This is a genomic window from Candidatus Methylobacter oryzae (genome assembly GCF_003994235.2).
GTDB lineage: Bacteria > Pseudomonadota > Gammaproteobacteria > Methylococcales > Methylomonadaceae > Methylobacter_A > Methylobacter_A oryzae.
In genome coordinates this window covers 1-26,726 of sequence record NZ_RYFG02000096.1, presented here as the reverse complement: position 1 = coordinate 26,726, position 26,726 = coordinate 1, and the positions used below count along the sequence as shown (strand labels likewise).

19 protein-coding genes and 1 tRNA gene are annotated in these 26,726 nt (G+C 50.4%); 11 read left to right on the top strand and 9 right to left on the bottom strand.

Annotated features, from left to right (window positions below):
* The first annotated feature begins 231 nt into the window (after positions 1-231).
* The 3 genes from EKO24_RS11255 to EKO24_RS11245 all read left to right on the top strand — a co-directional run bounded on the left by EKO24_RS11255 (position 232) and on the right by EKO24_RS11245 (position 3,346).
* Entirely contained in the window at positions 232-1,041 is an 810-nt protein-coding gene (locus EKO24_RS11255) for a spermine/spermidine synthase domain-containing protein (RefSeq protein ID WP_127029438.1), read from the top strand.
* Positions 1,041-3,218: a YgiQ family radical SAM protein gene (locus EKO24_RS11250; RefSeq protein ID WP_127029439.1), complete on the top strand. Its 2,178-nt coding sequence runs from the start codon at positions 1,041-1,043 to the stop codon at positions 3,216-3,218. The genes EKO24_RS11255 and EKO24_RS11250 overlap by 1 nt, the downstream gene beginning before the upstream one ends.
* Positions 3,219-3,270: 52 nt before the next feature.
* Positions 3,271-3,346, top strand: a tRNA-Thr gene (locus tag EKO24_RS11245).
* A 416-nt stretch (positions 3,347-3,762) separates the two neighbouring features.
* Here EKO24_RS11245 and EKO24_RS11240 read toward each other — a convergent pair.
* The gene (locus EKO24_RS11240; protein WP_127029440.1) at positions 3,763-6,414 is read right to left on the bottom strand and encodes a beta strand repeat-containing protein; all 2,652 of its coding nucleotides are present in this window, start codon (positions 6,412-6,414) and stop codon (positions 3,763-3,765) included.
* A 413-nt stretch (positions 6,415-6,827) separates the two neighbouring features.
* On the opposite strand from EKO24_RS11240, the gene EKO24_RS23620 reads away from it, so the two are divergent.
* The gene (locus tag EKO24_RS23620) at positions 6,828-7,100 is read left to right on the top strand and encodes a (2Fe-2S) ferredoxin domain-containing protein (protein WP_127029441.1); all 273 of its coding nucleotides are present in this window, start codon (positions 6,828-6,830) and stop codon (positions 7,098-7,100) included.
* 84 nt (positions 7,101-7,184) lie between these two features.
* On the opposite strand, the gene EKO24_RS11230 is transcribed toward EKO24_RS23620, so the two are convergent.
* Positions 7,185-9,089 carry a transketolase C-terminal domain-containing protein gene (locus EKO24_RS11230; protein WP_127029442.1) on the bottom strand — a complete coding sequence of 635 codons (1,905 nt, stop codon included), beginning with the start codon at positions 9,087-9,089 and terminating at the stop codon, positions 7,185-7,187.
* 399 nt (positions 9,090-9,488) lie between these two features.
* Here EKO24_RS11230 and EKO24_RS11225 point away from each other — a divergent pair, with 399 nt between their 5' ends.
* Genes EKO24_RS11225 through EKO24_RS11215 form a run of 3 tightly spaced genes read left to right on the top strand, consistent with a single transcriptional unit; the run spans position 9,489 to position 12,122 of the window.
* Complete coding sequence (locus tag EKO24_RS11225; RefSeq protein WP_127029443.1) at positions 9,489-9,914, top strand: single-stranded DNA-binding protein; 426 nt, start codon at positions 9,489-9,491, stop codon at positions 9,912-9,914.
* A gap of 3 nt (positions 9,915-9,917) precedes the next feature.
* Complete coding sequence (locus tag EKO24_RS11220; RefSeq protein WP_127029444.1) at positions 9,918-10,340, top strand: hypothetical protein; 423 nt, start codon at positions 9,918-9,920, stop codon at positions 10,338-10,340.
* A gap of 36 nt (positions 10,341-10,376) precedes the next feature.
* Positions 10,377-12,122: an ABC-ATPase domain-containing protein gene (locus tag EKO24_RS11215; RefSeq protein ID WP_127029445.1), complete on the top strand. Its 1,746-nt coding sequence runs from the start codon at positions 10,377-10,379 to the stop codon at positions 12,120-12,122.
* A 195-nt stretch (positions 12,123-12,317) separates the two neighbouring features.
* Here the strand turns inward: EKO24_RS11215 and EKO24_RS11210 are convergent, their stop codons facing one another.
* Positions 12,318-13,388, bottom strand: a complete 1,071-nt coding sequence (locus EKO24_RS11210; protein ID WP_127029446.1) for a hypothetical protein — start codon at positions 13,386-13,388, stop codon at positions 12,318-12,320.
* A gap of 153 nt (positions 13,389-13,541) precedes the next feature.
* Between EKO24_RS11210 and EKO24_RS11205 the strand changes: the two genes are divergently transcribed.
* Positions 13,542-13,874 (top strand): ASCH domain-containing protein, encoded by a 333-nt coding sequence (locus EKO24_RS11205; protein WP_127029447.1) that lies wholly within the window; start codon positions 13,542-13,544, stop codon positions 13,872-13,874.
* Between the two features lie 43 nt (positions 13,875-13,917).
* Here EKO24_RS11205 and EKO24_RS11200 read toward each other — a convergent pair whose 3' ends face one another.
* From EKO24_RS11200 to EKO24_RS11185, 4 genes are all read right to left on the bottom strand, one after another.
* Positions 13,918-14,985 (bottom strand): acyltransferase family protein, encoded by a 1,068-nt coding sequence (locus EKO24_RS11200; RefSeq protein WP_143733216.1) that lies wholly within the window; start codon positions 14,983-14,985, stop codon positions 13,918-13,920.
* A 233-nt stretch (positions 14,986-15,218) separates the two neighbouring features.
* Positions 15,219-15,785, bottom strand: coding sequence for a HupE/UreJ family protein (locus EKO24_RS11195; RefSeq protein ID WP_127029449.1), 567 nt, complete (start codon positions 15,783-15,785; stop codon positions 15,219-15,221).
* A 170-nt stretch (positions 15,786-15,955) separates the two neighbouring features.
* A complete protein-coding gene (locus EKO24_RS11190; RefSeq protein WP_127029450.1) occupies positions 15,956-16,831 on the bottom strand; it encodes a ribose-phosphate diphosphokinase in 876 nt (291 codons plus the stop codon).
* 19 nt (positions 16,832-16,850) lie between these two features.
* Positions 16,851-18,386, bottom strand: a complete 1,536-nt coding sequence (locus EKO24_RS11185) for a thymidine phosphorylase family protein (RefSeq protein ID WP_127029451.1) — start codon at positions 18,384-18,386, stop codon at positions 16,851-16,853.
* Between the two features lie 142 nt (positions 18,387-18,528).
* Between EKO24_RS11185 and EKO24_RS11180 the strand changes: the two genes are divergently transcribed.
* Together EKO24_RS11180 and EKO24_RS11175 are read left to right on the top strand one after the other, a co-directional pair.
* Positions 18,529-19,101: a DNA-3-methyladenine glycosylase I gene (locus EKO24_RS11180; protein ID WP_127029452.1), complete on the top strand. Its 573-nt coding sequence runs from the start codon at positions 18,529-18,531 to the stop codon at positions 19,099-19,101.
* A gap of 11 nt (positions 19,102-19,112) precedes the next feature.
* On the top strand, positions 19,113-19,553 hold the full coding sequence (locus tag EKO24_RS11175; RefSeq protein ID WP_127029453.1) for a VOC family protein: 441 nt from the start codon (positions 19,113-19,115) through the stop codon (positions 19,551-19,553).
* 118 nt (positions 19,554-19,671) lie between these two features.
* Here the strand turns inward: EKO24_RS11175 and EKO24_RS11170 are convergent, their stop codons facing one another.
* The gene (locus EKO24_RS11170; RefSeq protein WP_127029454.1) at positions 19,672-22,710 is read right to left on the bottom strand and encodes a beta-propeller domain-containing protein; all 3,039 of its coding nucleotides are present in this window, start codon (positions 22,708-22,710) and stop codon (positions 19,672-19,674) included.
* A gap of 350 nt (positions 22,711-23,060) precedes the next feature.
* Entirely contained in the window at positions 23,061-24,242 is a 1,182-nt protein-coding gene (locus EKO24_RS11165) for a pyridoxal phosphate-dependent aminotransferase (protein ID WP_127029455.1), read from the bottom strand.
* 336 nt (positions 24,243-24,578) lie between these two features.
* Here EKO24_RS11165 and uvrB point away from each other — a divergent pair, with 336 nt between their 5' ends.
* Positions 24,579-26,591, top strand: coding sequence for an excinuclease ABC subunit UvrB (gene uvrB, locus EKO24_RS11160; protein WP_127029456.1), 2,013 nt, complete (start codon positions 24,579-24,581; stop codon positions 26,589-26,591).
* Positions 26,592-26,726 lie beyond the last annotated feature (135 nt).

The window sequence follows — 26,726 nt, the reverse complement described above, 5'->3', positions numbered from 1 at the left end:
TCTAATACTGCCGGCGCGGAACCCTTTTAAAAAAGGGCCGCGCTGCGAAGCCCATTTACAATCTCCTGCCGAGAAACCGCGGCCACCTTGATTTCCATTCCGTTTGCCAAGCTACAGTTGATTTTCCACTGCGGTTTCTGAACCATTCTCGGCACTTGTATCGCCCCGTATAAGTCAGGCCTTATTCTCCGGTATAATGAGCCGCTAATCATTTAACTACTTATTGCGTTTATGTATAAATATGACGGTCGAGTCATTTATGAAAGCCACGACGATGACGGCGTTTTAGAAGTTGTCGAGCAAGATGGCGTAAGGTCTCTGCACTTCGGTTCGTTTCCCCGGCAAAGCAGCATGTTGCTGGCCGAGCCGGATAAACTGTATCTCAATTACGTACGAGCCATGACCAGCTGGATGCTGTTCAAACCCACGCTCGATGACGAAGCCTTGATTATCGGTTTGGGCGGAGGCTCACTAACCAAACATCTGCTGCATCATTTTCCCGATTGCCGTTTGAGAGTTATTGAATACAGGGAAAGCGTAGTCAAAATTGCACGCAGCCATTTTGGCCTGCCGCTCGATCCGCGCCTGAAAATAATCATTGACGACGGCGCGAAATATGTCCGCCAACGCACCGAAAGCCAAAGCGAACAATACAGCCTGATGTTTATCGATGCGTTCGACCATGAAGGCATGGCGCCATCGATCAGTAATCATGCGTTTTTCGATGCCTGTAAAGCCTTGTTGAAAAAAGACGGCATATTGGTCATCAACCTTTGGGGCGGCACCAGTAACCCTCTATTTCAACAAGTCGCCTTGTGGCTCGGCCGCACGTTCGATTGGAGGATCCTATTTCTTCCGGTCACGGGGAGAGGCAATATTATCGGCCTGGCCTTTAATGAAAAAGCGCCGCTTCATAGCATGCAAGATTTAAGAACCCGGGCCATTGTGCTCGAACAGCTTTACCAAATTGAATTTATCTCTTATTTAAGAGATATTGCCAAACATAATGTCAGCGTCATCAACAAATCGATACAAAAATAATGTCTAGCGTCATATCAAACGAACCCAACCTGTTCAGTTACCGGAAATACTGGGCTCACCGCTTTGGCGTTGCCCCTGTGCTGCCGATGAGCAAAGCTGAAATGGACGAACTCGGATGGGATGCCTGCGACGTTATTCTGGTCACCGGCGATGCTTATATCGACCATCCCAGCTTCGGCATGGCCTTGATTGGTCGCTTGCTTGAAGCTCAGGGCTTTAGAGTCGGCATTATCTCTCAGCCTGACTGGACCAGCGCCAAAGACTTCATGAAACTCGGCCGCCCCAACCTGTTTTTCGGCGTAACCGGCGGCAATATGGACTCGATGGTCAACCGTTATACTTCGGACAAAAAAATCCGTTCTAACGATGCCTATACCCCAAACGGCGAAGCCGGCAAACGCCCTGACCGTGCGGTTAATGTCTACTCGCACCGCTGCCGCGAAGCTTATAAAGACGTACCGATCATCATAGGGGGCATTGAAGCCAGTTTACGGCGCATCGCGCATTATGATTATTGGTCCGGCAAAGTTAAAAAATCGGTGCTGCTGGATTCCAAAGCCGATCTGCTGGTTTACGGCAATGCCGAGCGCCAGATCGTCGAAATCGTCCATCGCTTGGCTAACGGTGAAGCGGTATCCGACTTGAAAGGCATACGCGGCACCGTGCATTTCGTTAAACAAATACCGGAAAGTTTTGCTGTAAAAGATTCCACGGATATTGATCATCCGGGGGCAGTCATGCCGCCGCAAAATCCGTATCAGGAAGAGCCGGCTTGCGATAAAAAACCTGATACCGATGCTAACGAAAAAGTAATCTCGTTCCCAAGCTCCAACTTGGGAACGCACAGGCAGCTGATCAAGGATCAAAGAGCAAAAACCGTTATTCGCTTACCAGCCTATGAAACGGTAAAAGACGACCCGATATTGTATGCTCATGCTTCAAGAGTCATGCACGGAGAAACCAACCCCGGCAATGCACGCCCGTTGGTCCAGCAGCACGGAACGCGGCAAGTATGGATCAACCCGCCCCCGGTTCCGCTAACAACGAAGGAAATGGACGACGTATTCGGCCTGCCCTACTCCCGCTTACCGCATAAAACCTACGGCAATGCGAACGTACCGGCCTTTGAAATGATCCAGCATTCGGTCAACATCATGCGCGGCTGTTTCGGCGGCTGCTCGTTCTGCTCGATTACCGAACATGAAGGACGTATTATTCAAAACCGCTCCGAGGATTCGATCATCAAAGAAATTGAAGCCATACGCGACACCTCGCCCGCGTTTACCGGCCATATTTCCGATTTGGGCGGCCCTACCGCAAACATGTACCGACTGGCCTGTAAAGACCCGAAAATCGAAGCTGCTTGCCGCAAGCCGTCCTGTGTTTATCCGGGCATTTGCCCCAACCTGAATACCGATCATACGCCTCTGATCAAGCTCTACCGTAGAGCCCGCGCTTTGCCCGGCATCAAGAAAATCTTTATCGCGTCCGGCTTGCGTTACGATCTGGCCGTAGAATCGCCGGAATACGTCAAAGAGCTGGTCACTCATCATGTCGGCGGCTATCTCAAAATTGCACCGGAACACACCGAGCAAAACGTGCTATCCAAAATGATGAAGCCGGGCATGGGTACTTATGACCGATTCAAGAGCATGTTCGACAAGTTTTCCAAGGAAGCCGGTAAAGAACAGTACCTGATCCCCTACTTTATCGCCGCCCATCCCGGCACGACCGATAAAGATATGCTCAATTTGGCGCTATGGTTAAAGCGCAACGGTTTTAGAGCCGATCAAGTACAGGCATTCTTGCCTTCGCCAATGTCCATTGCTACCGCGATGTATCACTCCGGCAAAGACACCTTGCATAAAGTCAGCCGTACCGTCGCCGATATCCCGATCCCCAAAAGCGTCAAGCAGCGCCGTTTGCACAAAGCTTTCCTGCGTTATCACGACCCAAAAAACTGGCCGCTGTTACGCGAAGCTTTAAAAGACATGGGCCGTAGCGATTTAATCGGCAATGGCAAACAGCATTTAATCCCCAGCTTTCAACCTAAAGGCACGATTGAAACACCTGATAAAATTCAACGTTTTAAAACAAAACACACAGGACAAGACAACACCTATAGCAAGAAGAGCAAACTGCATCCAGCAAACAGAAAGAAAAAATATACAAAATAATAAAAAAAACATTTGCAAAAGATAATTTATTCCGTATAATGACAACTTCTTCGCTGGTGTAGCTCAGTCGGTAGAGCAGCTGATTTGTAATCAGCCGGTCGCGGGTTCGATTCCCATCGCCAGCTCCATATATCAAAGCCCTAGGTGACAATAACCTAGGGCTTTTTTATTGCTCGTAATAATTTCCTTTTACATTTTCCACATAAGCTTATAGATGCTTACTGAACAAGTTGGCGCTCTATAAGCCATCGATAAATTAACTTATCCGCCTATAAGGAAGCGCCGAATAAATCGCCTTTCCAACCAATTCTTTCGAGTTATTAACCATTTGCGGTTTGCGTCTTCAGACAGGCATTGGGCCAGCGGCCACGCCGTCCTGCGTAAGAACAGGACGAGTCAAGTAGCACAATTAATTTGGAAACAAGGGACACATTATGCTCAAGAGCACTTCTCTCCGAGACAAGTATTTTTTCCAGGCTGGATTCTAAGGCCGGAAAAAAGCTTGGAGAATATATTTAACCGATAAATTAAACACCGGAATTGGCTAAAATCCTGGGCTGTAAGGAATTCCCAAAAGTTCAATATTCAGTGAGTTCACAATGTCTTGCGTTAAACTAGTGGTCGCAGCCATTTCAAGAAGACCTAATCTGGTCATTGATCCATTATTAATCATACTTTCATAAGTCATGGATTCAATGGCATTAGGGGCGCGGCCGACAATATTAGTAAATAAGCTGTTAACATATCCTTTAGTCGAGGAATCGCCGCTAATAGTCTCAATCATCTTCGCGTTTGTAATAATTTCACATAAATCGTTAAGCGACTTTCCGGAATCGGCTAAACTCAATCCGAGCGCCATGTATTGATCGATTGACTTAGCGCCAAAAGCCGCAACAATTACCTTGGCAGCCACTCCTGCGTTGCCTGAAATGTCGTTAGCAAACCATTTATCGGAAAAATGTATCCGTTCAATGTTTTTAATATTGTCCGTACCGAATTGATTGCTTGTTAACGTTGTATATCCGGCAGGATTTGCCGTTACCGTAAACGATGAGTAGTTAGCCGCATAACTTAAAGTATCAATCCCCGAGCCTCCATCGATAAACTCATTCCCCGCTGTTCCGGTAAAATTATCGGCAGAACTTGTCCCATTCGAAATAGCCGATCCTGCTGATCCTGCCAGTGCCATGGATGTGTCATTGATATTGACTGCGGCACTGGCAACAAGTGCTCCTTTGTAGTTTATCTTTGCCACCATCGTCTCAGCGCCTTCGGTAAAATTATCTGCAGCAACGCCAACCGTGAACGTACCGGTGCCGCCGGCCCCCACTGTTACGGAACCATTTACGGAACCATCGACAATGTCTCCGGAAAATATGCCAAGACCGCCCAAGGAGTAGTCTAAAACCGTGCCGGCAACGACACCGGTCGTGGTCAGGGTGTAAGTCACGCTACCTCCCTCATTGACCGAGGACGAACTGGCAGAGAGCTTATAGGTTGGATTCGAAACAGAGCCCGCGCTGGCTGAAGTGTCATTAATAACGATTGAAGGAGCTACGGCAAGGGCTGTGCCGTCAGCACCGGTCAGCGTCGCAATCATCGACTCCGTGCCTTCGGGGACATGATCGGCGGCGGCAGCTACCGTGAACTCGCCTTTGCCGTTATTGATTGTTACCGTACCTTTCAAAGAACCGCCGACAATATCTGCCGTAGTAATGCCAAGACCGCTCAGCGTGTAATTTAAAACCGAGCCCGTATCAATACCGACTGTGGACAGGTTATAAGTAACACTTGCGCCCTCATTGACCGAGGATGAGTTTGCGGAGAGCGTATAGGCCGGCGTCAAGGAAGTGTCATTGATGTCAACACTAGACGCGACAGCAAGCGGTACTCCACTAGCACTTGTTAGTACCGCAAACACCGACTCTGTGCCTTCAGTGGTATGATCTGAAGCCAGCGCTACCGTGAATGTGCCCGAACCGCTGGAGCCCACTGTTACCGAGCCGCTCAAAGAGCCGTTGACAATGTCAGCGGCGGTAATTCCGGAACCGCTCAGCGTGTAATTTAAAACCGTGCCGGCAGCGATACCGGCAGTAGCCAGATTATAAGTAATGCTGGCGCCTTCGCTAGCCGAAGCAAAATTCGTAGAGAGACTGTAGGTTGGGGTCGACGAAGTATCCTTAACGCTAACCGCAGACGCGTCGGCAAGCTTTGTTCCGCTAGTGTTGGTCAGCGTCGCAATCATCGATTCCGCACCTTCAAGAAGGTAGTCCGACGCAAGCGCTACCGTGAATTTGCCCGTACCGCTGGCATCTACAGTCACCGTACCGCTCAGCGAACCGCCAACAATATCGGCGGCAGTAATACCGGAACCACTCAGCGTGTAGTTAAAGACCGTACCGGGAGTAACATCGGTTGTAGCCAAGCTGTAAGTAATGCTCGCACCTTCATTGACAGAGGATGAGCCTGCGGTAAGCGTATAGGTCGGGCTTAAAGAAGTATCGCTGATGGTGAGCGCAGGCGCGATGGCAAGGGTTGCGCCGCTAGTGCTTGTCAGTGTCACTATCATCGACTCAGCACCTTCGGTGAGATGATCGGCAGCAATCGCTACCGTGAATGTACCTGCGCCGTCGGTAATCGTCACCTGCCCGGTCAAAGAACCGCCAACAATGTCTGCCGCCGTAATGCCGGTGCCGCTCAACGTATAATTTACTTTTAAGCCGGCAGAAATCGTAGGATTGTCCAAGGTTCCCGTTTTTACCGTATAGGTTATGATATTGGCATTCTCACTAGCCGTGGTTGCACTGGCAGTAAGCACATAATTGGCAAAGTAAACGTCGGAGGGAGTTGGGGGAAGAGAAACGGTTTCTTGGATCCCCGTTGTTGGTGATTCGAATATAACAGTTTCAACGTTAATCAGGGTATCGACAGTTGTTGCAGCAGCAGAAGAATAAAAAGTTGTTAATATTGTTGGAGGCGTTGCTCCATCTGTTAAAACTTTTGCAACGACTCTAGTAACCCCGTTAATGGTTGTGATGTCAAAATTGGCTTTAGCGCTGTGAAAAATAACAATGTCAGTCCCCGCTCCGCCGTCAATATAATCAATACCACCAAAACCATCGATCACATCATTATCCGGACTACCAATAATGGTTTCGGTTTTTCCAAGAGGATTTTTACCAATTATGGTCGCCATATATATTTATCTCATCTAGTTGATAGTTGTTTTGGGGTAGTTTCTTCAGCGAACCAGCATTTTCACTAACGCTGAAATAGACTTATCTAATTCTAGCAGAAAAAAGTGATCTAACAATTTGCGCCACCGGCACCTTGAAAGTCTGTTGATTGCTTACTGCATGGTAGCAAAACGCAATCGACAGATTGTGTCCGGATTCAAAAAACTGAATGATTCGGTATACCTAAATTTCAAACTTAGCCGGGGGTCGAATGGCCGATACACCGAAGCTTAGCGCAACCCTGAACCGTTACAATAACCGATCGATTTTAATTGCTCTTAATACCGTTGCGTCATTATATTGAAACTCAGCAATAAACCCTGCCGGACTGCGATAGAATAATTAGCCGACCTCGATTTCCAGAACACAAGGTATGTGTAAAGTTACGCTTCTAGTTTGTACCCACTACCGCTACTCCTTAAATCATCCGTCTTGCGGTGCGCGTGGCGGTAAAGAACTATTGCAGCAACTACAGGCTGCAACGGAAGGCGATGAAATTAATGTCGAGGAGAGCTGCTGTTTCGGGCATTGCGCTGAAGGTCCTGTTGTAAAAATAGCGCCTAATGGCCGATTTTATCATCACGTTACAGAGCTTGACGTTTCCAAGATAATGTCGGACGCTATTCTATTGACTGCTAAGTTATAAAATAGCACCGAAAATCCGATATTTTACAATGCGTTACTGTATCAATAAAGAGCGCTCCATACGCCCTGCTAGCATCCAATTGGATTAAGCTTTCAATAAGTCCTTAACTTTGGCCATAATCCCTGCCGGGTCGATACCTTGATGCGGAAACTGTTCCCACAGACCGCCGCAGCCTTCTTTATGCGTTGCAATATACGCATATCTCGGAGTCAATCCTCGTTCCAGCAACCAGGAACCGAAGCGGCTACCCAATCCCGTTTTGCGGTTATACGACTCGACAATCAACACCATCGGCGATTTACCGATTTTGACCATCATCTTTTCATCGATCACATTCAAGGTTGGTTTATTGATTAAACCGACATCGATACCTTCCTGTTTTAAGCGTTCGACCGCGTCCAACGCCCGGTATAAGGCCTCACCGAAACTGACAATGTAGCCTTGAGTCCCTTCGCGAATGACCTCGTCTTTGCCGGAAATAAACTTGTACTCGCCGCCAAAATACTCTTGACCGTCAGTGTTTAAAATAGCCGGCACTTTAGACCGGGTCGAGAATACAAAACGCAGGCCCGGATTAAAAAAGATCGCTTCCAAACACGCTTTCATTTGCAACGCGTCGGCCGGAAAGTAAAGATGGGTCGCATAGCCGTCGCTCAAACCGTTATCGGCAAACAGGTTGTTCAGGCCGAAATGACAGGTATTGTCAGCCATGTCGTCAATGCCGGAGTGCGAAAAATGGCTGAGTACATTGGAATGATTCAAACGCGCCATCGTGATTTCTGAAAGCACCATCTCCAGAAATGCGCTAAAAGTAGCGAAAATGCCTTGCTTGCCCGATTTCATCCCGAAACCGGCCGCGGCCGAGAAATTGCCGCGCTCCATGATGCCGGAAGAAATAAACACTTCAGGATGAGAGCTACGAATTTTGGACAGGCCGCAGGAACCTTCCAAATCGCTGTCGATCACGCGGACAGTTTCGATTCGCTCGGCCTCGCTGATCCGGTCCAGAATCGCCACGACTGCATCGCCGAAGACGTTACGGTTGGCATCCCACTTATCGCTGGAACCCAAGAATACAGCCTCGTTCTTTGGCGCTTCAATAGTTTTAAGATAATCCGCCGCCGCTTGCCGCCCTCTAAATTCCAAATACTCTATCGCCAATTTCACAGGGATTACGTCGTGGCCGTGATTTGAACCTTCCAAGCCGGCAATTCCGGGGCACATCGGGCGACGGTTAATCACCGCGACAGGGCCATCGGTATTAATAGCCATACACATACGCTGATAAAGATCGTCAATATCTTCGCCGTCGCCTTCAAATACCGTTAGCCCATGGCCGGCCAAAGTTTTAGAAATGGAGCAACCGGGCAAATAGTGGGACGGATGACCTGAGATGGTGACGTCATTATCATCGATAATCAATTTAACGTTCAATTTTTGGGCGACCGCCAAGCGTGCGGCTTCCGCATCGTTACCTTCCTGCTGCGAACCGTCGGAACCCAGGCAAAACACCACTTTGTGCGGATTGGCAATAGACACGCCGTTAACATAGGGCCATATGTGCCCCAAGCGCCCGGAGCTGAACTTTACGCCCGGCGTAAACCCCAGCTCGGGATGGCCCGGTAAATGAGAATGTGCGGCTCGATAATCCAGCAAACGCTCGGCAGGCAGATCGCCGTTAAGCGTAGACATCAGGTATTGCGTGGCCACGCGATGCCCGGCTTCATCAAAGAAAACAGGCACATATTTATCGGCCTCGCCCCGGAACAATGCATCCATAATAACAACTTCCGGCACGGTATCGTAAGGACCGCCGGTATGTCCGCCAACGCCTCTTGCCGCACCGGTAGCCGTGAAAAAGACGATTGCGTCGCGGCACAGTTGAATATTGGCTTTAAGACTGCTTCGCTGCTCGTCAGTCAGCGTCGTATGGTTCGCGTTTAACGAGATGCGCCGGTAAACGCCAAGATCGATTGGAAATCTATTCATAGTCGGGCTCATGTTATTGGAATTAAGGAGTCAGGCCGTTCGATCATAAGTTAAAACAACGGCTTGCGGTATAGAGCTTTTTACTTAGCCGCAACCGTTCTTCAATCCGGCTAAAGTTTCCGGATATATTTGGAGTGCAAGCTCCGCCTAAAGCGCCTACTGTTGGTGCTTGCAAAGCAGGCGTAGCCTGCACTCCAGCTTTGAACCTTAGTTAGAAACTTATATTCAGGTACTTAACGATCTGGGTCATACGCGTTCTATTGGGCATGCGCTGAATAGTTACGAGATTTTTTACTTCAGCTTCTAATAATCAAAGCCGATTGAAGGTTTGGCATTTTTATTTTTGGTCGAACCGGCGATAATAGCGGCATTATTAATCCAACTATCGAAGAGAAAAGTATGAGCAATGTCTTTAGTTTTACCGGCACTGTGGGCCGCGATGCGGAAGTCCGGTATTTACCGTCAGGCCAGGCGGTATTGAACGTCACCGTAGCCAACAACATCGGCTTCGGCGACAAGCAGCAAACACTCTGGATCAGGTGTGCGGTGTGGGGCAAACGAGCCGAAGGACAACTGCAAAATTACCTGAAAAAAGGCCAGCAAGTGTTTGTTTCGGGCGAACTGAGTCAAAGTGAATACCGGGCGCAAGACGGTTCGACTAAGACCAGCCTGGAGCTTAACGCCAACATTATCGATTTGGTCGGCAGAAGAAACGACTCAAATCAAGCGCCGCAACAAAGCTATCAGCCTTCGCAGCCCTCTGCTCCACAAGGCCCTAGCCATGATAATTTCGACGCGCCGTACGATGACGACATCCCGTTCTAACTCATGAAAAAAACATCCGGCAGTCCCGCCGCCCGGCCCAAAGTCAGCGTTACTGAACGTAACCTGTTGGTAGCTCACGGGCAAAGCAAAAAATTGGCGGATATTCGCAAAAGGCTTCAGCCGGATTTAGCGGTTGAGGCCAAGCCTTTGCCTAACAAGCCATTGTTTCCCGGCCTAAAGCCGGAAGTCGCTACGGAGTTGAACAAAGCCAGGAAGCTTATCGACGATCGCATTAATGAAATCATGTCCGGTTTTCCTGAAGGCAAGAAAAACAAGCTGTTCAGTTTTAGGTTCGGCTCGGTTGAATCGGTAAAAGCCGCCGATATAAAAGCTGCCTTCAAGCTGTTAGGCATCGACGCCGGCCCGGTGGACATGAGGCTGCTTGCGGCTTTGAACTTTCACGGCAACACTGTTGAAGGAAGCTGATTTGTCCGCTTCCTGAAACTCAAGGCAGGAGGAAATGTGAATAAATTACATGACTTACTGGCTTCTATCGCCGACCTGCCTTTTCAGCATATCCATAAACTGCGCGGTTCTTACTTTTTTCCCGGCTTTCAACTCAGCTTCATCAAAATGCAAGGTAGTCCCGGCGCCAACCCTGCTTCGATTGCATCGGTAAAAATATCGCTAGCGGACAGCCAAATCCCTGAGCTTTTTTTACAAACTGCCGAATGCAAGCTGGCGGTAGCCGACTTTCTGATTCGGCGCTTTCGCGGCGGCATCGACCGGTTTGCCCGGCAAAACCGCGGTAAAGACGGCAGCGGTTCTTTCAACACCGTCGCCTTGAGCCAAAAGATGCTGCGCAGGGATAGCGTTTTGTTTGCCGGCGACGCGGTTTATTTACGTTTTATGATCAGCCTTCCGGCTAAAGGCCAAGGCGGTGGCGTTTTCGATGCCGAGCAAGCCTGGATCATGTTAAATGAAGAGCTGGCTGCAATTGTTGACGCGACATTCTTTTATCAACATTACGACAGGCAAACCCGGACGCTGCTCGAGCAGTTTACCGACGTACAAAAAACGCGAGCCCAAATTATTCAATTCATGCGTCAACATAACCTGGTCGCTTTTATCGCCAACGATGCCAAACTGCCGCGGCAAAGCGGCGTCGACGATAGCCCCTCAACATCCTTATCGGTCAAAGCGTTTCAATCTCCCGCCCAACTACAAATAACAATTCCTTTAGAGAATAGACGCAGCATCTCAGGCATGGGCATTAAAGAAGGCATTACCTGCATTACCGGCGGCGGTTATCACGGTAAATCGACATTGATGCAGGCGATTTTAGCCGGGGTTTATGCGCATATTCCGGGCGACGGGCGCGAATATGCGGTAACTCGCGACGATGCGGTCTTTATCAGGTCGGAGGAAGGCCGCAGTATTCGGGACGTCGACATCAGCCCGTTTATCGGCGACCTGCCGAACGGCCTTAAAACCCAGTGCTTCTCGTCGGACAACGCCAGCGGCAGCACTTCGCAAGCCGCTAATATTATCGAAGCCATCGAGAGCGGCAGCCGCCTGCTGCTGTTTGACGAAGACAGCTGCGCAACCAATTTTTTGGTGCGCGATGAATTAATCAAAAAAATCCTGGATGCGGAACAGGAACCGATCAAGCCGCTTTATTCAACCGTCCGGTCGCTATGGAACAAACACCGCATTTCAATGATCTTTGTCGTCGGCGGTCTGGGGTATTTTTTGCAAAAAGCCGACACCTGTCTGCTGATGGATAACTACCGTTGCGATGACATTAGCGCTAAAGTGCGTGACCGGCTTGGGCCGCTAGCGGAAGAGAATCAACCGGTCGCCGATTTTTCGGTGTCCCGGCGTTTGGCAGCCGATAATTTCGATCCCGTTTATATCAATCGGCGTTTGAACAAGACAATGCCCAAACGCATAAAAGATTTACGTAACGCACCAAGACAGCTGGAGTACGGCATGGACCTGGTTAATCTGGATGCGATCCCACAAATTGCCGAGCCCCCGCAACTCCTGGCTATCGGCTATTGCCTGCTGCTTTTACGGAATCAACTAACGCAACCGGCTCATAAAACTGAAACGATCCGTTTCTGGTTAGACTGGCTGGAGGATCAAATAAATAACCATGGATTGGATTGTTTACAACCCGATTATCCCGGCACGCTTTCGATGCCGCGCAAATACGAGATAGCCGCCGCTGTCAACAGGATCAGGTCGCTAAGGATTCTAGAATGATGAAAGATAGAAATACGAGTCAAAAAAAACCACCCGGAGAAAAAAGGGGGTTGACCCCGGGTGGCTCGTAAGAGAGATAATGCGACAAAACATGGCATCCTGCCTTTCTTTGTCGGGTATAGATTAACAAAGTCAACTGACGGAGTTTATCCGTATGACTACCTATATCGATAATTTCTTCCTGATGGTTCTCTTTTACACACTCAAATCTATTTGTTGGACGGTTCCGGTTTTGCCGTCTTCCGTTAAATAAATGCCGGTATCGGTCACTTCTCCCAGCGACTGGTTATCGGCGGTTCGTAATTGAAAAGGCGTGGTCGCATGTCCCAGATAGATGGCACCGATATTTTTATCGCCCAGCGCGATAAGCTGTTGGCTGCCGTCTTCGTGGCGTTGCCAGATTCTCAAGCTATCGTAGATCGGATCGGCTTCATCAATAAACCCATTCTTATCGCTGTCATACTGGGCCAAATCCGAAAAGCCGTTGCCGGAATTCGGGCCGAACAATTCGGAACCATCGTTGATGACGCCGTCCTTGTTTTTATCCAAAGCCAGAAAACCGCTACCCGGTTTTAGCATCGCGATTTGTTCGGTGGTGCCGTTGGCGTCAATATCGAATTCAAAGCGCGTTTCCGACAGTTCGGCCGCATTACCGGCAAAATTAATCACCAGCGGGTCGACTTTCTTTTCGGGATCGCCGGCCGTGATAGTAGTGTTTGTTTCGAGACGAAAATCGCGGCTCATGTTCAATGTAACCGAAAAATCGATGCTTTTACCGTCCTGCGTTTTAATCACACCGTTTGCGGAAAAACTTGAGCTCTCGGATTCCTGGTAAACTGCACGATGCTCGTAAACAAGACCGAATCCCGCGGAAGCCGGCTGCCGTGCAGAAGGTGGCGTTGTTGTTATTTCTACGTTTTTAGCGTCGGTTGCGGTATCGGCACTGTCGGTTGTCAGCTGATCCGGCGAAAAAAGTTTGAACTCCTTGCCGGTTAACCGCCTAATCATCTCTTTTATAATCAAAAACATGGCGCCATGGTTGGCGTCGAGTCCTTCGCTGAGATCAAGCGATTGTTTTTCAGGTTTAAGCGTTTGCGCTGTTGCACTCAGGCTGACGGCATCGGTTGGCGATTCTTTTGAAGGCAACGCATTTCTGTTTACCGGCTGCTGTTGAGTTTTCCAGAAACGTAAAGATTCGGACTCCTCCGTACTTTTTAAAAATTGATGACTGCTGTTTAGCTGGATGTTGGAACTTTTTATAATCATGAGCTTTGATCTCCAAGATAAAATCTATCTATATCCCGTTATCGGCCGCCGCAGAAATTAAATTAGCCAATATGGAAAAAAATGACAGTTGGCTCAAGCTACAGGACGAGTTTGCTGGTGTACAATAGATTTTTTACTTAGTTAGGATCGACAATGGAAGCTTACCCAGAAAAAAACTGTTCGATAGACCGCTTGGTGACGCATGCAAAATTGGTTGAAGCGACAAAAGCCGGAAGAAAAACACAGCAACGCCGTAACGGCGTATACGGCTGGCCCGGCGAAACCTTTGAACTGGACGGAATGACTTTCGTTGTGACCGATTTAAAGCGCCAACGTTTAGGCGATATGACCGATGCCGACGCCAATGCGGAAGGTTATCCCAGTCTTGATATGTACCGGGATCTTATTTTAAAAATGCATGCCGGAATGACTTGGCAAGAAGATGCGCTGGTATGGGTCCACAGTTTTGCGGCGCAAACGGATTAGTTAACAACAAAGCCCTCAACCTTGACGGACGAGGGTTTTGTTTTTAGGCGGGAAACGACGCTACGGCGGCCGCCTTCAAGTCATCCGACAACAAAGTCGCTTTTCTTTGCAACGGCAACTCAATATACCGATACGAAATCATTGCGAACGCAAAAACAGCAGCGATATTAACGAAGGTTAACCAGCCGAGATAATTTCCTGTGACCAGCTCCTGCCACAAATATACCGTATAAGATATTCTTCCCAGATAACACAACTGCCGGTTCTTAAAAACCAGCGCAACCGCTTTAAACCGCGTCGGCGTGCCCAGCACCATCAACAAAACCAACACTGGGTAACACAACACCTTAACCTGTCGTTGAAGGCCATCCGGCACATAGCCGATAGCGATCAGCAGCAACGCAATAACGAGTAGCCAAACCCCAACGTGCATCCGGCGAATACGGCCGATAATCTCTTCAGGCAACAATGCCGAACAACAGCCGATTAGCAGGAAAATAAAGTACATGAAGTATTCGCCAATCAGCAGGTGCCCCGCCCTGTTCAATAACACAGCAATAATAGTCATGCCGGCTATCGCCAACGCAAAGCGCAAACTGTTATTAATCAACGGCACAAACAGCATCAGAAGAGGAAAAACCAGGTAGAACTGCTCTTCGTAAGCCAGTGTCCAGGTATGTCCGGCAAACCACGAACAACCATCGGGAAACGGCATGTTGCATAAAAACGCGGCCGAGGTTAGCGCCTGTTTTAATGAAATTTTAATAACGCCGGCAGCGTTAAGCAGTAAAAGACTGGACAGATACAGCCAAAGCGGCGGAATGATCCGGTAAAACCGGCGCAGATAAAATGCGGATAAACAAATGCTACCCGTCCGTTTTTTTTCGGCAATAAGACCGGAACAAATAACGAAACCGCTGATCACGAAAAAGACCAAGACCCCCAACTCACCCAAGCGGTCCAACTGGTCCAAGTAAGGCGCCAAGAATGCTACTTTTAAGCCGCTATAAACAAAAACATGCGATTGAATGACCATGACCACGGCCAAAAACCGCCAGACATCGATATAATCGATTCTTGCGGAAACAACTTCTTTATCGGACTTAGACAATGTAACTGATCCTGCTTTAGGAGATAACGGGGATTACAAGCAGTCCCCGTTTGATGCGATGACAGTCTTTCAGACTGTATTTGAAAAAATAGTTGAACTATTCAGCACATAGAGAAATGGAACACGGATTTACTTGGCTTGAGTTAAAAATCCGTATAAATCCGCCCGATCCGTGTCATCCGTGTTCCATTAGAAATACGCTGAAGTTACAAATAGCTTTTAATAACGGCTCACTAGCCGGCAGCTAAATAATACAAACCGCTGCTTAAGCAGACTAATGAGAACAAATAGTTCATACGCTTGCCGCCTGTCATGCCGATGACGCAACCGCCAAGACAAATGACCAGGCTCATCAACATTAACGACGAGAAATACAGCAGAGCGCTGGAATCAGCCGGAATTTCCGAGGCATGCGCATAGCCATGAAATACCGCAAAAAACGATACGCCCAAAAAGAGCATTTTAGCGCGCTGTTTTTGGCTAATCGTAACCAGCAAACCGAACGCTACCAGCGACAAAGCGATTAACGATTCAACAAACGGGATTTGCACCGCTGCGGCATTAAGCAACGCACCGGCTGCGATCAATCCGAAAAACACAGCAGGAAACGCAACCAACGCTTTGCCGCCCTGCTTGGCTGCAATCAGGCCTACAGCCAGCAGCACTAACAAATGGTCGATGCCGGTTAAAGGATGCAATAAACCACTCATCAAGCTGTGCTCGATATGTCCTCCGGTATGTGCATACAGTGACGGTGATACGAGAAACAAGGCGGCAATCAGCCAATTTTTAATGCGCATAAATGGGTCCTATTGAAGTTATTAAATCGGGGGCTAACAATGTTCAGTCTATTAACTGGCCTGGGCTCTGTCAACGCTTTATACCCAAAGGGCATAAGTTTCGTTTGAGCGGGCAAGCTGCTCAACTCAGCTTTATACCCAAAGGGCGTAAGTTTCGTGAGAGGGCAAGCTCAAGTAATTGCCTTCAGCGCATCGGCCAGCAAAGCGTCGAGTTTGATACAGGAACTTGGATGATCGATGCTGTCTGTGCTCCAGATATTTTTGATGCCGGCGTTAAGGATATGATCGTAAGCATCGCCGCAAAACAAGGCATGAGTAACCACCGCGTAAATATCGCCGCAACCTTTGGCTTGCAGCAACCCGGCCGCTTTAGCCATCGTCCTGCCGGTGCTGGCCATGTCGTCGACAATAATCACAGGCTTGTTACGGTAATCGCCGTCCGGCAGCGTCATTTCCACTTGTTTGTCGCCTAGCCGGTGTTTCTCGGCAATCGCGTAATCGAAGCCGATATTTTTGGCGATAGCCGCAACCCACTGTTTCGACTCGCTGTCCGGCCCCAGCAATACGCCATGCTTGAATTGTTGTTTTAAGAACGCGCCGATTTGATCGGCAGCGGTAAGACTAATCGCGTTTTTAATCGGAATCGCCTGGTTTAAGGATGAGATGCGATGCAAATGCGGATCGACGGTCAGCACATCGTCGAACAGCTCGCCAAGCAGTTTGCCGACGATGCGCTGGCTGACCGCCTCGCCGGGCCGGTTGGCGATGTCCTGGCGCATATAGCCCAAATAAGGCGTAACCAGAGTCAGGCGCTTGGCGCCTAGTTCCCGCGCGGTCGCGGCCGACAGCAATAGCTCGACCAATTTATCGTTAGGCTGATTAAGGCTGCGGCAAATAACGACATGTCCGGGCAGCGACGGCGGCAGCCGAACCAGGCTTTCGCCGTCGGGAAAATGATGCAGCGCCGCCTCCGCCAGCGGCGCGTCAAGCTTGGCCGCTAAACGGCGCGCCTGGCTTAAATAATCGGGGAAAGCAAGTATTATCATGGGCTGAGATTGTTCCGGGTTAAAAAGCAATTAACGATTTAATAATTTGTTCCTCACTGCCTATTGTGTAACCGCTGTTTTGCATCGCCGCCTCCTGGGCGAATTTAAAATCGGTCGGAAACTCCGCATAAATCCGGTATAAAACATCGCCTTTTTCCACCGGACTACCTAATTTCTTGACCAGATCGACGCCGGCTTTTTTTATCTTCGGCGCACCGGCAAGCCGGGCTATTTTCGCCATTTGAAAGTTATCGATGCTGGTCACTATCCCGGCACTATCGGCCAAAACATCATGACAGAGACTGCCCGGATGCAAATCGATTACCTTCGCGCCTTGAGCTCGGATCAAAGCATTCATTTTAGCGCCGGCCCGCCCCGATTCGAGGATGTCGCGGGCAATCGCATAACCTTGCCCGCCGCGTACGTCGGGATCGAATTCAATGATCCTGCCGGCCAGCTGTAAGGACTTTTGGCGTAAATCGAACGGCGCATCGGGATCGTTTTGCAGCACCTGCATAATATCCCGCGCTTCCAGTATCGGGCCGATACCCCGCCCTACCGGCTGGCGGCCGTCGGTAATCATCACTTCCAGGTGTATGTTGAGCCGGTCGCCGACAAACTCGAACAGCTTCCGCAAAGCCAGCGCCTGGTTCATGTGCCGCACCTTGGCCGTCGGGCCGACCGGAATATCGATAAGCAAATGCGTCGACCCGGCAGCCAGCTTTTTGGACAAAATCGACGCGACCATTTGTCCCTGCGAATCGATGCCCAGCGGCCGTTCAACAGAAATCAGCATGTCATCGACCGGCGCGAGCTTGGCCGTGCCGCCCCAGGCCAGACAGCCGCGCTCCTGGCGTATGATGTCGTGCAACTGTTCCGGGCTCAGGTTCACCTCGGACAACACTTCCATCGTATCGGCCGTACCCGCCGGCGAGGTAATCGCGCGGCTGGAGGTCTTTGGAATCAACATACCGTGCGCCGCGACAATCGGCACGACCAGCATTGACGTACGGTTGCCGGGAATGCCGCCGATGCAATGCTTATCGGCGACCAGCGCTTCATGCCAGTTCATCGTGTCGCCGGAGCGCAGCATCGCGCGGGTCAGGAAAAAAAGCTCGTCGCGGTCAAGATTGTTTTGCCCGGTCGCGACCAGGAACGCGGCCATTTCCATTTTGGAATAACGGGCTTCGACAATATCGTTGGTTATCTCGTTGAAGTCGTCCTGATCGAGCCGTTCGCCGTTGATCTTGCGGCGCACCGCATCCATCGACTTTGGGTTTTCGGCATGGTTAACCGTAACCAGGCTGCCTTCGGCGACATTAAGCTGCTGGAACGCCTGCTCGGACAGGCCCAGCTCCCCGGCCAGTACAATGGAGCTGTCGTCGACTATGTTAAGAACGGCGAGCACTTTGGAACCGTTGGCGGTAACCAGGATTTTAGACAGCGCCTGAAAGCCCTCAGCCCGGTACATGCTGCATTCGCGATGCATATAAGCGACGTTTTCATGATAAGTATCGATAGCGATACGGCGGATTTGCAGATTGTCATTACTCATGGGATAAAATGGCTAATAGAGATAAACTGAATCGATGATGCGGTTTGAGCCCCGGATTGTCAACCCGCCGGGCATTAGCTTGAGCAAGAACTGCAAACCACACCCCGAACAGCAATAAATCTACTTTTCGCCGGGAGCAACAATGAAAAAATGCGCATGGGCACTTTCCAGCCCTAATGAAGAACACTATCACGATCATGAATGGGGAGTGCCGCTACATGACGACCGGCTGCTGTTTGAGTTTTTGATTCTCGAAGGCGCCCAAGCTGGTTTGAGCTGGTCGACTATTCTGAACAAACGCGATGGCTACAGACAAGCTTTCGATAATTTCGATGCGGAAAGAATTGCGCGTTACGATCACAAAAAAATCGGCGAGCTGCTGGCGAATCCGGGTATAGTCAGGAACCGGCTGAAAGTGAATGCGGCAGTGACCAACGCGCAAGCCTTTTTGACTATCCAACAGGCATTTGGCAGTTTCAACGACTATATCTGGCAATTTGCCGATCACAAGCCGCTGCACAATACCTGGAGAAATGCTGCCGAGGTTCCGGCTGCCACACCAATTTCAGACTTAATGAGCAAGGATCTTAAAAAACGCGGTTTTAAGTTTGTCGGCAGCACGATTTGTTATGCTTACATGCAAGCGACCGGCATGGTTAACGATCACACCGTCGATTGTTTCCGCCATGCCGAAATTAAAACCAAGTATTCATAAGGAGAGACACTATGCGTTATTTACATGCCATGGTTCGGGTTCATGACCTGAATGAATCGCTGGACTTTTATTGCAACAAGCTGGGTTTAATCGAACACAACAGAATAGACAGCGAAGAAGGACGTTATACGCTGGTCTACCTGTATGCGCCGGAGGATACCTATCAGGCTGACAAAATGCATGCGCCGTTACTGGAACTGACTTATAACTGGGACACCGAAGATTACCAGGGCGGCCGCAACTTCGGCCATTTGGCTTTTGAAGTCGATAATATTTACGACACCTGCCAAAAATTGATGGATGCCGGCATAGTCATCAACCGCCCGCCGCGCGATGGACGCATGGCGTTTATTCACTCGCCGGATAAAATCTCTATCGAGCTGTTGCAGAAAGACGCGCCGTTGCTGCCTTCGGAAAAATGGCTGGCGATGGAAAATACCGGGACTTGGTGAATTTTAACTGTGTACTCGTTATCGCGCTCTACGGTTCGAATTGTTTCTGCACGCAAATTCAATCGCTAGAACTGAAATAAGCCAAGGCCGGAACCCGGCCTTGGCTGAACGCAACGGCCTATTTTCTCTTTATTTGGTGAGTTTCAATGCCGGCAAAGCCGTGGGCAAAATAAACGTTTTTATCGTCCATCGCGACGTCCTGCGCCGCCGGACAATTGTCAAACGTATCCAACAACACCGGGACCAGCGAAGTCATGTCGTACAAGCGGCAAGAAGACGACCATGACGGAAATGTGCCGATAGACATAGCAGCAATCCCAACAACATCCGTGTAATAGATTGGATAAAAGCCAGCCCCGACCAATACCAGTCCGTTATTCGATGCAGCCAGCGGCCGCGGCCATTCATCGAAAGCCCATTCACCGCTCGGCGTCAGTGTTGCGCCGTCAACGCGAAACGCATGAAGCTTATTGCCGGTATTAGCGGAGTCAACCTTAGCTCCGCTGTATATCACTGCGTTGCCGCAGGATATATACAACGTATCGCCTTGCAGCAAGGTATTGCTATAAGCGGGGCAAGGCAAAGTCAGGCTGTCGCGCAGGCTGGCATTGCCGTTGGCGTCCAATGTCAGCAGATCGATACGCAGCGGTTCGGTATCGGTGCCGTTCTCGCTGACCAACAAGCCTCCGGCCGAAGCAAATCCTATCGGTTGCCCCGGTATATTGTAATTGGCCACGAACTTCATACCAGCCGCCGCAGCTTGCCATCCTTGTAACGTCCATGACAGATACCCGGTATTACCGGTTTTGTCCGGCAAAGCCAACTGGCTGTCGAGCGCTTTAACATCCTGCCAAGTGGAATTGCTGATATAAAAACGGTCGCCATCAGCGAAAGCCTGCCCATAAACGCTGTTTTTGTCGTTAGTCGGAGCCAGCGTGGGCAGCAACTCGCCGCGCACTCTATCCAACGCGCCTAATGTAAAAGGTTGCCAACGAAAGAAAAACACATGGCTGTTAGTGGCCAATATCTGGTTATAGTTATGATCCAAATTCCATTTCATTTCAGCTTCGTCCGGATTGGCGGTTTTTTGCCGGTACAGGCGGTAATAGCCTTGATTGCCGTAGACTCCGGACCATAATTCACCCTCGTCAAGATACAACCAGCTTACATTACGCGCTAATTCCACTTGTCCCAACACTTGGGGAACGCCATTGCTGCGGCCTACCGTCAGGAACGATTGGTTGCCCAATACGCCCCACAATTCGGAACTCAAGGCAACGCTACGCTCGGCTTGAGTACTGAGTTTGAGTTGTCCGCCGTCTTTTGGAACGCCGGAAGAAAAATCGACCCATTGCAGATAACTGCCCGGCGTGTTGCCCCATGATTCAACCGGCAACAAAGCATATTGTTTTTCCCAATCTAATAATAATGCGCGCTCGTCGCTCAGGGCTTGCGACCAGGAATATACCGAGTCATCGGTCACTGCGGTGAATCGTCCCAATAATCCGGGCGCAGCCGGAACGGAAACATCGAACAGGCTGGCAGCGACTCGTCTTGCCCAAGTTCCACTACCGAAAGGTTGATCGTCGACGCCGAGTCCAAAAACGCGGTCGCCATGAACGAACAACTTTTCCGACCAGCCGGGTACTTGCAGTTCGCCGAGAATGACCGGCTTCGTTGGATCGCTGAGCCCGATAACCCATAGAGGATCCTTGCGCTCATAAGTCACTACGTAAGCAAAATTTTCCGCAAAACGCGTCGCAAACAACGCTTCTTTCGGCGCAATGCCGCCAACCGATCCCAGTTGAGCCAGCTCCGCATTCAGGTCGTATACGCTCAGAACGCTGCCGCTATTGGCATCGGCGGCACTGTAAACCACGCGCAGTTGGTTGCCGCTGACGTCGAGATGAAACTCCGACGGCACCCTGCCGGACAGGTTTATTTGCGGCAATGCCCGTAAGGGCTGCGCCGGATCGCGCAAATCGAAAACGCGCAATTCAGTGTTAGTCCAATTGCCGGGGATGCCTCCTGTAATCACTAAATAATCCGCAAATAGCGCAACATGCGGATCATAGGCGTTCCAGGCTTGGTTAGCGCGCTCGCTGAGCTGACCGTTAGCATCAATAACCAAGGACTGCACGACTAAACGCAGTTCGGGATCATAGTGCGTACTGACCGTATAGATCACGTCGCCCCGGCGTCTGGATTCTAAAAATTGGCCCGATAATTTGAACGTGCTGATTTCGCTCTGGCTGCCGTCGCCGTTTTCGCGAAACACGCTTATTTGCGCGCCGGCCGAAGAAGTTGCCGAATTCAGCAATACCAAATGATATTGGCCTAAGGTATAGATTTCTTTTGGGAAACCGGATAAAACCGTGGAAGAAACCAATTGCGGCGCTGTTGCATTGGCCGTCTCGATGATTTGCAGACGTTGGGCTTGGGCGTTGGCATAAAATAAACGCGTGCCCTCAAGATGAAACACGTCGGGCTTTTCTATAGTGGACGTTGTTGCCGTTCCTGCCGCATCCGTTGCGATACCGGCAGTTACAGAAAAAGTACTGCTTACAGAATTATTGGCCAGGAAAAAATGTTGTCCCGGCAACCTGGCAGTGGCGGCCAGCGCATTCAACGGCAATAAGCTTGAAGCCCGCCAACGCTTCCAGTCCAAAGGATCGGCGCCGTTAGGCGTTGCTACCCAGGCTAAAAAACAGCGATGCTGCGCAGGGCATTCGGACGGTAAGGAAGTGACCGGTTGAGATGAAAACGGGGCTAAATCCTTACCATTCCATTCAGGCACCAATCCATTTTGCCAACCTAAAGCCGGAATCCAGCTACGGTATCCGGTTTCTGTTTTATCGTCCAGATCCAGCCACGTCAGATAAACGTCGACTTTGCTTAGTGAGGTATCGTTTTCCAGGCTGACGGCGGCAGCGTTCGGCGCATCGGTTTGCACCGTCACGTTCCAAGCATAGGCCATATGATTGCCAAGTAACATCGCAAGCAAAACAACGCAATATTTGGATAGCACAGATGGACGGAGCGGCAAGCGACTATCGTCTTTAACCCGGCCATCAATGACTTCGCCGGAAGCAAATGGTGCTATTTTGCACAAATGAATAGGCCACGAATCAGTTTCTTTGCCGTAATTCAACGTCATGGTTTAAATCTCCGATCTGGATGGTTTATTTCAAAGCAATACTTTAATCTGTTTAATGGGAAGACCGGCAACTTTCTTAATGCCGGCTCAGGTTAGCAACCGGGTGAGACCTGCTGCTGACATACCGTTTTTCTCAACGCGGTAAAATTTCTATTTTCTAGTACTTCAGGAGCCGTGCATATCCATTTAAGGCATTTTTAACTGCCGGTTGAGGTATATCCTTGGCAATAACTTATCTTGGTGTATTTACCGGCCCGAAAATGCGCCCTGTTGTAACACACTAAATCAGTTGACGACAGTTAATTACGATGGGCTTCGGCTAATGCTTCCACCCATCTTATGGAAATAACTTAGACCGCGTTCTTAATCCGTTCCATCGCTTTTTGCAGATTCGCCATGCTGGTGGCTATAGAAATCCTGATATGTCCCGGCGTACCGAACGCCGAACCCGGCACCAACGCAACGCCGGCGTGTTCGATCAGGTATTCGGAAAAAGCCAGATCGTCGTTGATGTTGTCCAATCGGGCCAACAGCTTCTCGACGTTCGGGAACACGTAGAAAGTACCGTCGGTTTCCATGCACTCGACGCCGTCGATGCTGTTCAGTTCGGCGACGACGTAATCGTGGCGTTTTTTGAACTCGGCGCACATGCCGTCGATAAAGCTTTGATCGCCGGTCAGCGCGGCTTCGGCGGCGTGCTGCGAAATCGAGGTCGGGTTCGACGTGCTTTGCGATTGGATTGTCGTCATCGCTTCGATCAAATCGGCAGGACCCGCCGCATAGCCGATACGCCAGCCGGTCATCGAATAGGCTTTGGACACGCCGTTCATGACCACGGTGCGGTCGTACAGGTCGGGATGCGCGTTCAGGATATTAACAAACGTGCCTTTTTCCCACAGCGTATGCTCGTACATATCGTCGGTGGCGATAATAATGTTCGGGAATTCTTTCAACACGTCGCCCAGCGCTTTCAGTTCGTCCAGGCTGTAAGCGATGCCGGACGGGTTGGACGGGCTGTTGATGAAAATTAGCCGGGTTTTGTCGGTGATCGCCGCACGCAGTTGTTCCGGCGTAATCTTAAAACGCTGCTCCTGGGTGGTTTCGATAATCACCGGCACGCCGTCGGCCAGCAACACCATGTCGGGATACGATACCCAGAACGGCGCCGGAATAATCACTTCGTCGCCCGGATTCAGCAGGGCTTGGCACAGGTTGTACGAGCTTTGCTTGCCGCCGCACGAAACCAGGATTTGCTTGGCTTCATAATCAAGACCGTTGTCGTTCTTGTACTTCGCGATAATCGCTTTTTTCAGGCTGGCGATGCCGTCGACGGCGGTATATTTGGTTTGGCCGCTTTCGATTGCTTTAATACCTGCCGCCTTAATATGATCCGGAGTATCAAAATCCGGCTCACCGGCGCCAAGGCCGACAATGTCTTTACCCGCAGCACGCATCTGCGCCGCCCTGGCGGTAATCGCCAAAGTCGGTGATGGTTTAACTGCCTGGACTCTGTTTGAAAGTTTGATGCTCATGTTTGCCCGTATAAAATCAATGTCAAAGGTAAAGCGAATTATACATTATGTATAATGGCTTACTAACATTAGGTATTAAATTATTGGCATTGTACCCGTGACTTTACGCTGGTTTCCAAGTTCCTGCCTGAAAACCCGGACATAAGCCGGAATACCCACAGAGTACAAGTAAACTGGTTTAAGCGATAGCAAGAACCGGCATTGTCCACATGGGTATAAACTGCCGATTAGACCTTCCAGGTTTTTACTGGGGCCATCCATGGCAGTCGTAAAACCTGGAAGACTATTGCCCGCGTAGCGCCCATTTCGGCCTACATTTACTATTGTGAATCTCCGATGAAAAAGCAGTTTAAAATCCACAGCCGCTTCCAACCCGCCGGCGACCAACCTACCGCGATCCAAGCCCTGGTCGAGGGCCTGAGCGACGGCGAAGTACATCAAACCTTGCTCGGCGTGACCGGTTCCGGCAAAACCTTCACGATGGCCAACGTGATTTGCGAAGTGCAACGTCCGGCAATGATCCTGGCGCCGAACAAAACCCTGGCCGCGCAGTTGTACGGCGAGATGAAAGAATTCTTCCCCGAAAACAGCGTCGAGTATTTCGTCTCCTATTACGACTACTACCAGCCGGAAGCCTACGTCCCGGCCTCCGACACGTTCATCGACAAGGACGCGGCGCTGAACGAGCATATCGAGCAAATGCGCTTGTCGGCGACCAAAGCGCTGATCGAGCGCGAGGACACCATCGTCGTCGCGACCGTGTCGGCGATTTACGGCTTGGGCGAGCCGGAATCGTATTTCCAAATGGTGCTGCACCTGGTCAAAGGCGACATGATCAATCAGCGCGACATCCTGCGCCGGCTCGCCGAAATGCAATACACCCGCAACGACATCGACCTGCGCCGCGCGACCTACCGCGTGCGCGGCGAAGTCATCGACGTGTTCCCGGCCGAATCGGACAGCGAGGCGTTGCGTATAGAACTGTTCGACGATGAAGTGGAACGGCTGTCGCTATTCGACCCGCTGACCGGCGAAGTCACCCAGCGCATCGCCCGTTACACGATCTACCCGAAAAACCATTACGTAACCCCGCGCGAGCAACTATTGTCCGCGGTCGATGCGATCAAAATCGAACTGAAAGACCGGCTTGAGCATTTGCATTCCATGAACAAACTGGTCGAGGCGCAGCGGCTGGAGCAACGGACGCTGTTCGACATCGAGATGATCCTTGAAGTCGGCTATTGCTCCGGCATCGAAAACTACTCGCGCCACCTGTCCAGCCGCGGGCCGGGCGAAGCGCCGCCGACAATGTTCGATTACCTGCCGGCCAACGCTGTCGTCATCATCGACGAAAGCCACGTCACCGTGCCGCAGATCGGCGCGATGTACAAAGGCGACCGCTCGCGCAAGGAAACGCTGGTCGAATACGGCTTCAGGCTGCCGTCGGCGCTGGACAACCGGCCGTTGATGTTCAACGAATTCGAAGCGAGAGCGCCACAACGGATTTATGTCTCGGCAACGCCCGGGCCTTACGAAAAAGAACATTCCGGCGTGTTCGCCGAGCAAGTGGTCAGACCGACCGGCCTACTCGATCCGGTCGTCGAAGTGCGTCCGGCAACCACGCAGGTTGACGATTTGCTGTCCGAAATCAACAAGCGCGTCGAAGTAAAAGAGCGGGTGCTGGTCACGACGCTGACCAAACGCATGTCCGAAGACTTGACCGAGTACCTGATGGAACACAAAGTGCGAGTGCGTTACCTGCATTCCGACATCGACACCGTCGAGCGGGTCGAAATCATCCGCGATTTGCGCTTGGGTAATTTCGATGTGCTGGTCGGCATCAACCTGTTGCGCGAAGGCTTGGACATACCGGAAGTGTCGCTGGTCGCGATACTGGACGCCGACAAGGAAGGCTTCCTGCGTTCGAGCGTATCGCTAGTGCAAACGATAGGCCGCGCGGCGCGAAATGCGAACGGCAAAGCAATTCTGTACGGCGACAAAATCACCCGCTCGATGCAGCAGGCGATAGACGAAACCGAACGCCGGCGCGAAAAACAGCATAAATTCAACGTTGAGCACAATATCGTGCCGAAAACCGTGTTCAAGTCCGTCACCGATATTCTGCAAGTCTCGATTCCGGGCGCAGGCATGACCAATGGCAACAAGCTGCTGGACAAAGTCGCCGAATTCCCGGCCGATTACAAGGCGGCGATGACGCCGAAACAGGCCGGCAAGAAGTTGAAGCAACTCGAAGAAGCGATGTACAAGCATGCGAAAAACCTGGAGTTTGAACAGGCGGCTAAGATTAGGGATGAGATTAAGGTTTTGCAGGGGTTGATGCTGGGGTAATTGCATTTTATCTATGGAAAAATCCATCCTACCGTTCTTAACTTATTAGAACTTACGCATTGACAGCCGGTATAGAATATGAGGCATGAACTAACCCTAGGCAACGGAAGGCCCGCCCGTGATAAGAAAAATAAG

Bases quoted from the DNA above. Each gene is read 5' to 3' on its own strand.
- EKO24_RS11255 (WP_127029438.1), top strand. From the start codon at position 232: ATGTATAAATATGACGGTCGAGTCATTTATGAAAGCCACGACGATGAC.
- EKO24_RS11250 (WP_127029439.1), top strand. From the start codon at position 1,041: ATGTCTAGCGTCATATCAAACGAACCCAACCTGTTCAGTTACCGGAAA.
- EKO24_RS11240 (WP_127029440.1), bottom strand. From the start codon at position 6,414: ATGGCGACCATAATTGGTAAAAATCCTCTTGGAAAAACCGAAACCATT.
- EKO24_RS23620 (WP_127029441.1), top strand. From the start codon at position 6,828: ATGTGTAAAGTTACGCTTCTAGTTTGTACCCACTACCGCTACTCCTTA.
- EKO24_RS11230 (WP_127029442.1), bottom strand. From the start codon at position 9,089: ATGAATAGATTTCCAATCGATCTTGGCGTTTACCGGCGCATCTCGTTA.
- EKO24_RS11225 (WP_127029443.1), top strand. From the start codon at position 9,489: ATGAGCAATGTCTTTAGTTTTACCGGCACTGTGGGCCGCGATGCGGAA.
- EKO24_RS11220 (WP_127029444.1), top strand. From the start codon at position 9,918: ATGAAAAAAACATCCGGCAGTCCCGCCGCCCGGCCCAAAGTCAGCGTT.
- EKO24_RS11210 (WP_127029446.1), bottom strand. From the start codon at position 13,388: ATGATTATAAAAAGTTCCAACATCCAGCTAAACAGCAGTCATCAATTT.
- EKO24_RS11205 (WP_127029447.1), top strand. From the start codon at position 13,542: ATGGAAGCTTACCCAGAAAAAAACTGTTCGATAGACCGCTTGGTGACG.
- EKO24_RS11195 (WP_127029449.1), bottom strand. From the start codon at position 15,785: ATGCGCATTAAAAATTGGCTGATTGCCGCCTTGTTTCTCGTATCACCG.
- EKO24_RS11190 (WP_127029450.1), bottom strand. From the start codon at position 16,831: ATGATAATACTTGCTTTCCCCGATTATTTAAGCCAGGCGCGCCGTTTA.
- EKO24_RS11185 (WP_127029451.1), bottom strand. From the start codon at position 18,386: ATGAGTAATGACAATCTGCAAATCCGCCGTATCGCTATCGATACTTAT.
- EKO24_RS11180 (WP_127029452.1), top strand. From the start codon at position 18,529: ATGAAAAAATGCGCATGGGCACTTTCCAGCCCTAATGAAGAACACTAT.
- EKO24_RS11175 (WP_127029453.1), top strand. From the start codon at position 19,113: ATGCGTTATTTACATGCCATGGTTCGGGTTCATGACCTGAATGAATCG.
- EKO24_RS11170 (WP_127029454.1), bottom strand. From the start codon at position 22,710: ATGACGTTGAATTACGGCAAAGAAACTGATTCGTGGCCTATTCATTTG.
- EKO24_RS11165 (WP_127029455.1), bottom strand. From the start codon at position 24,242: ATGAGCATCAAACTTTCAAACAGAGTCCAGGCAGTTAAACCATCACCG.
- uvrB (WP_127029456.1), top strand. From the start codon at position 24,579: ATGAAAAAGCAGTTTAAAATCCACAGCCGCTTCCAACCCGCCGGCGAC.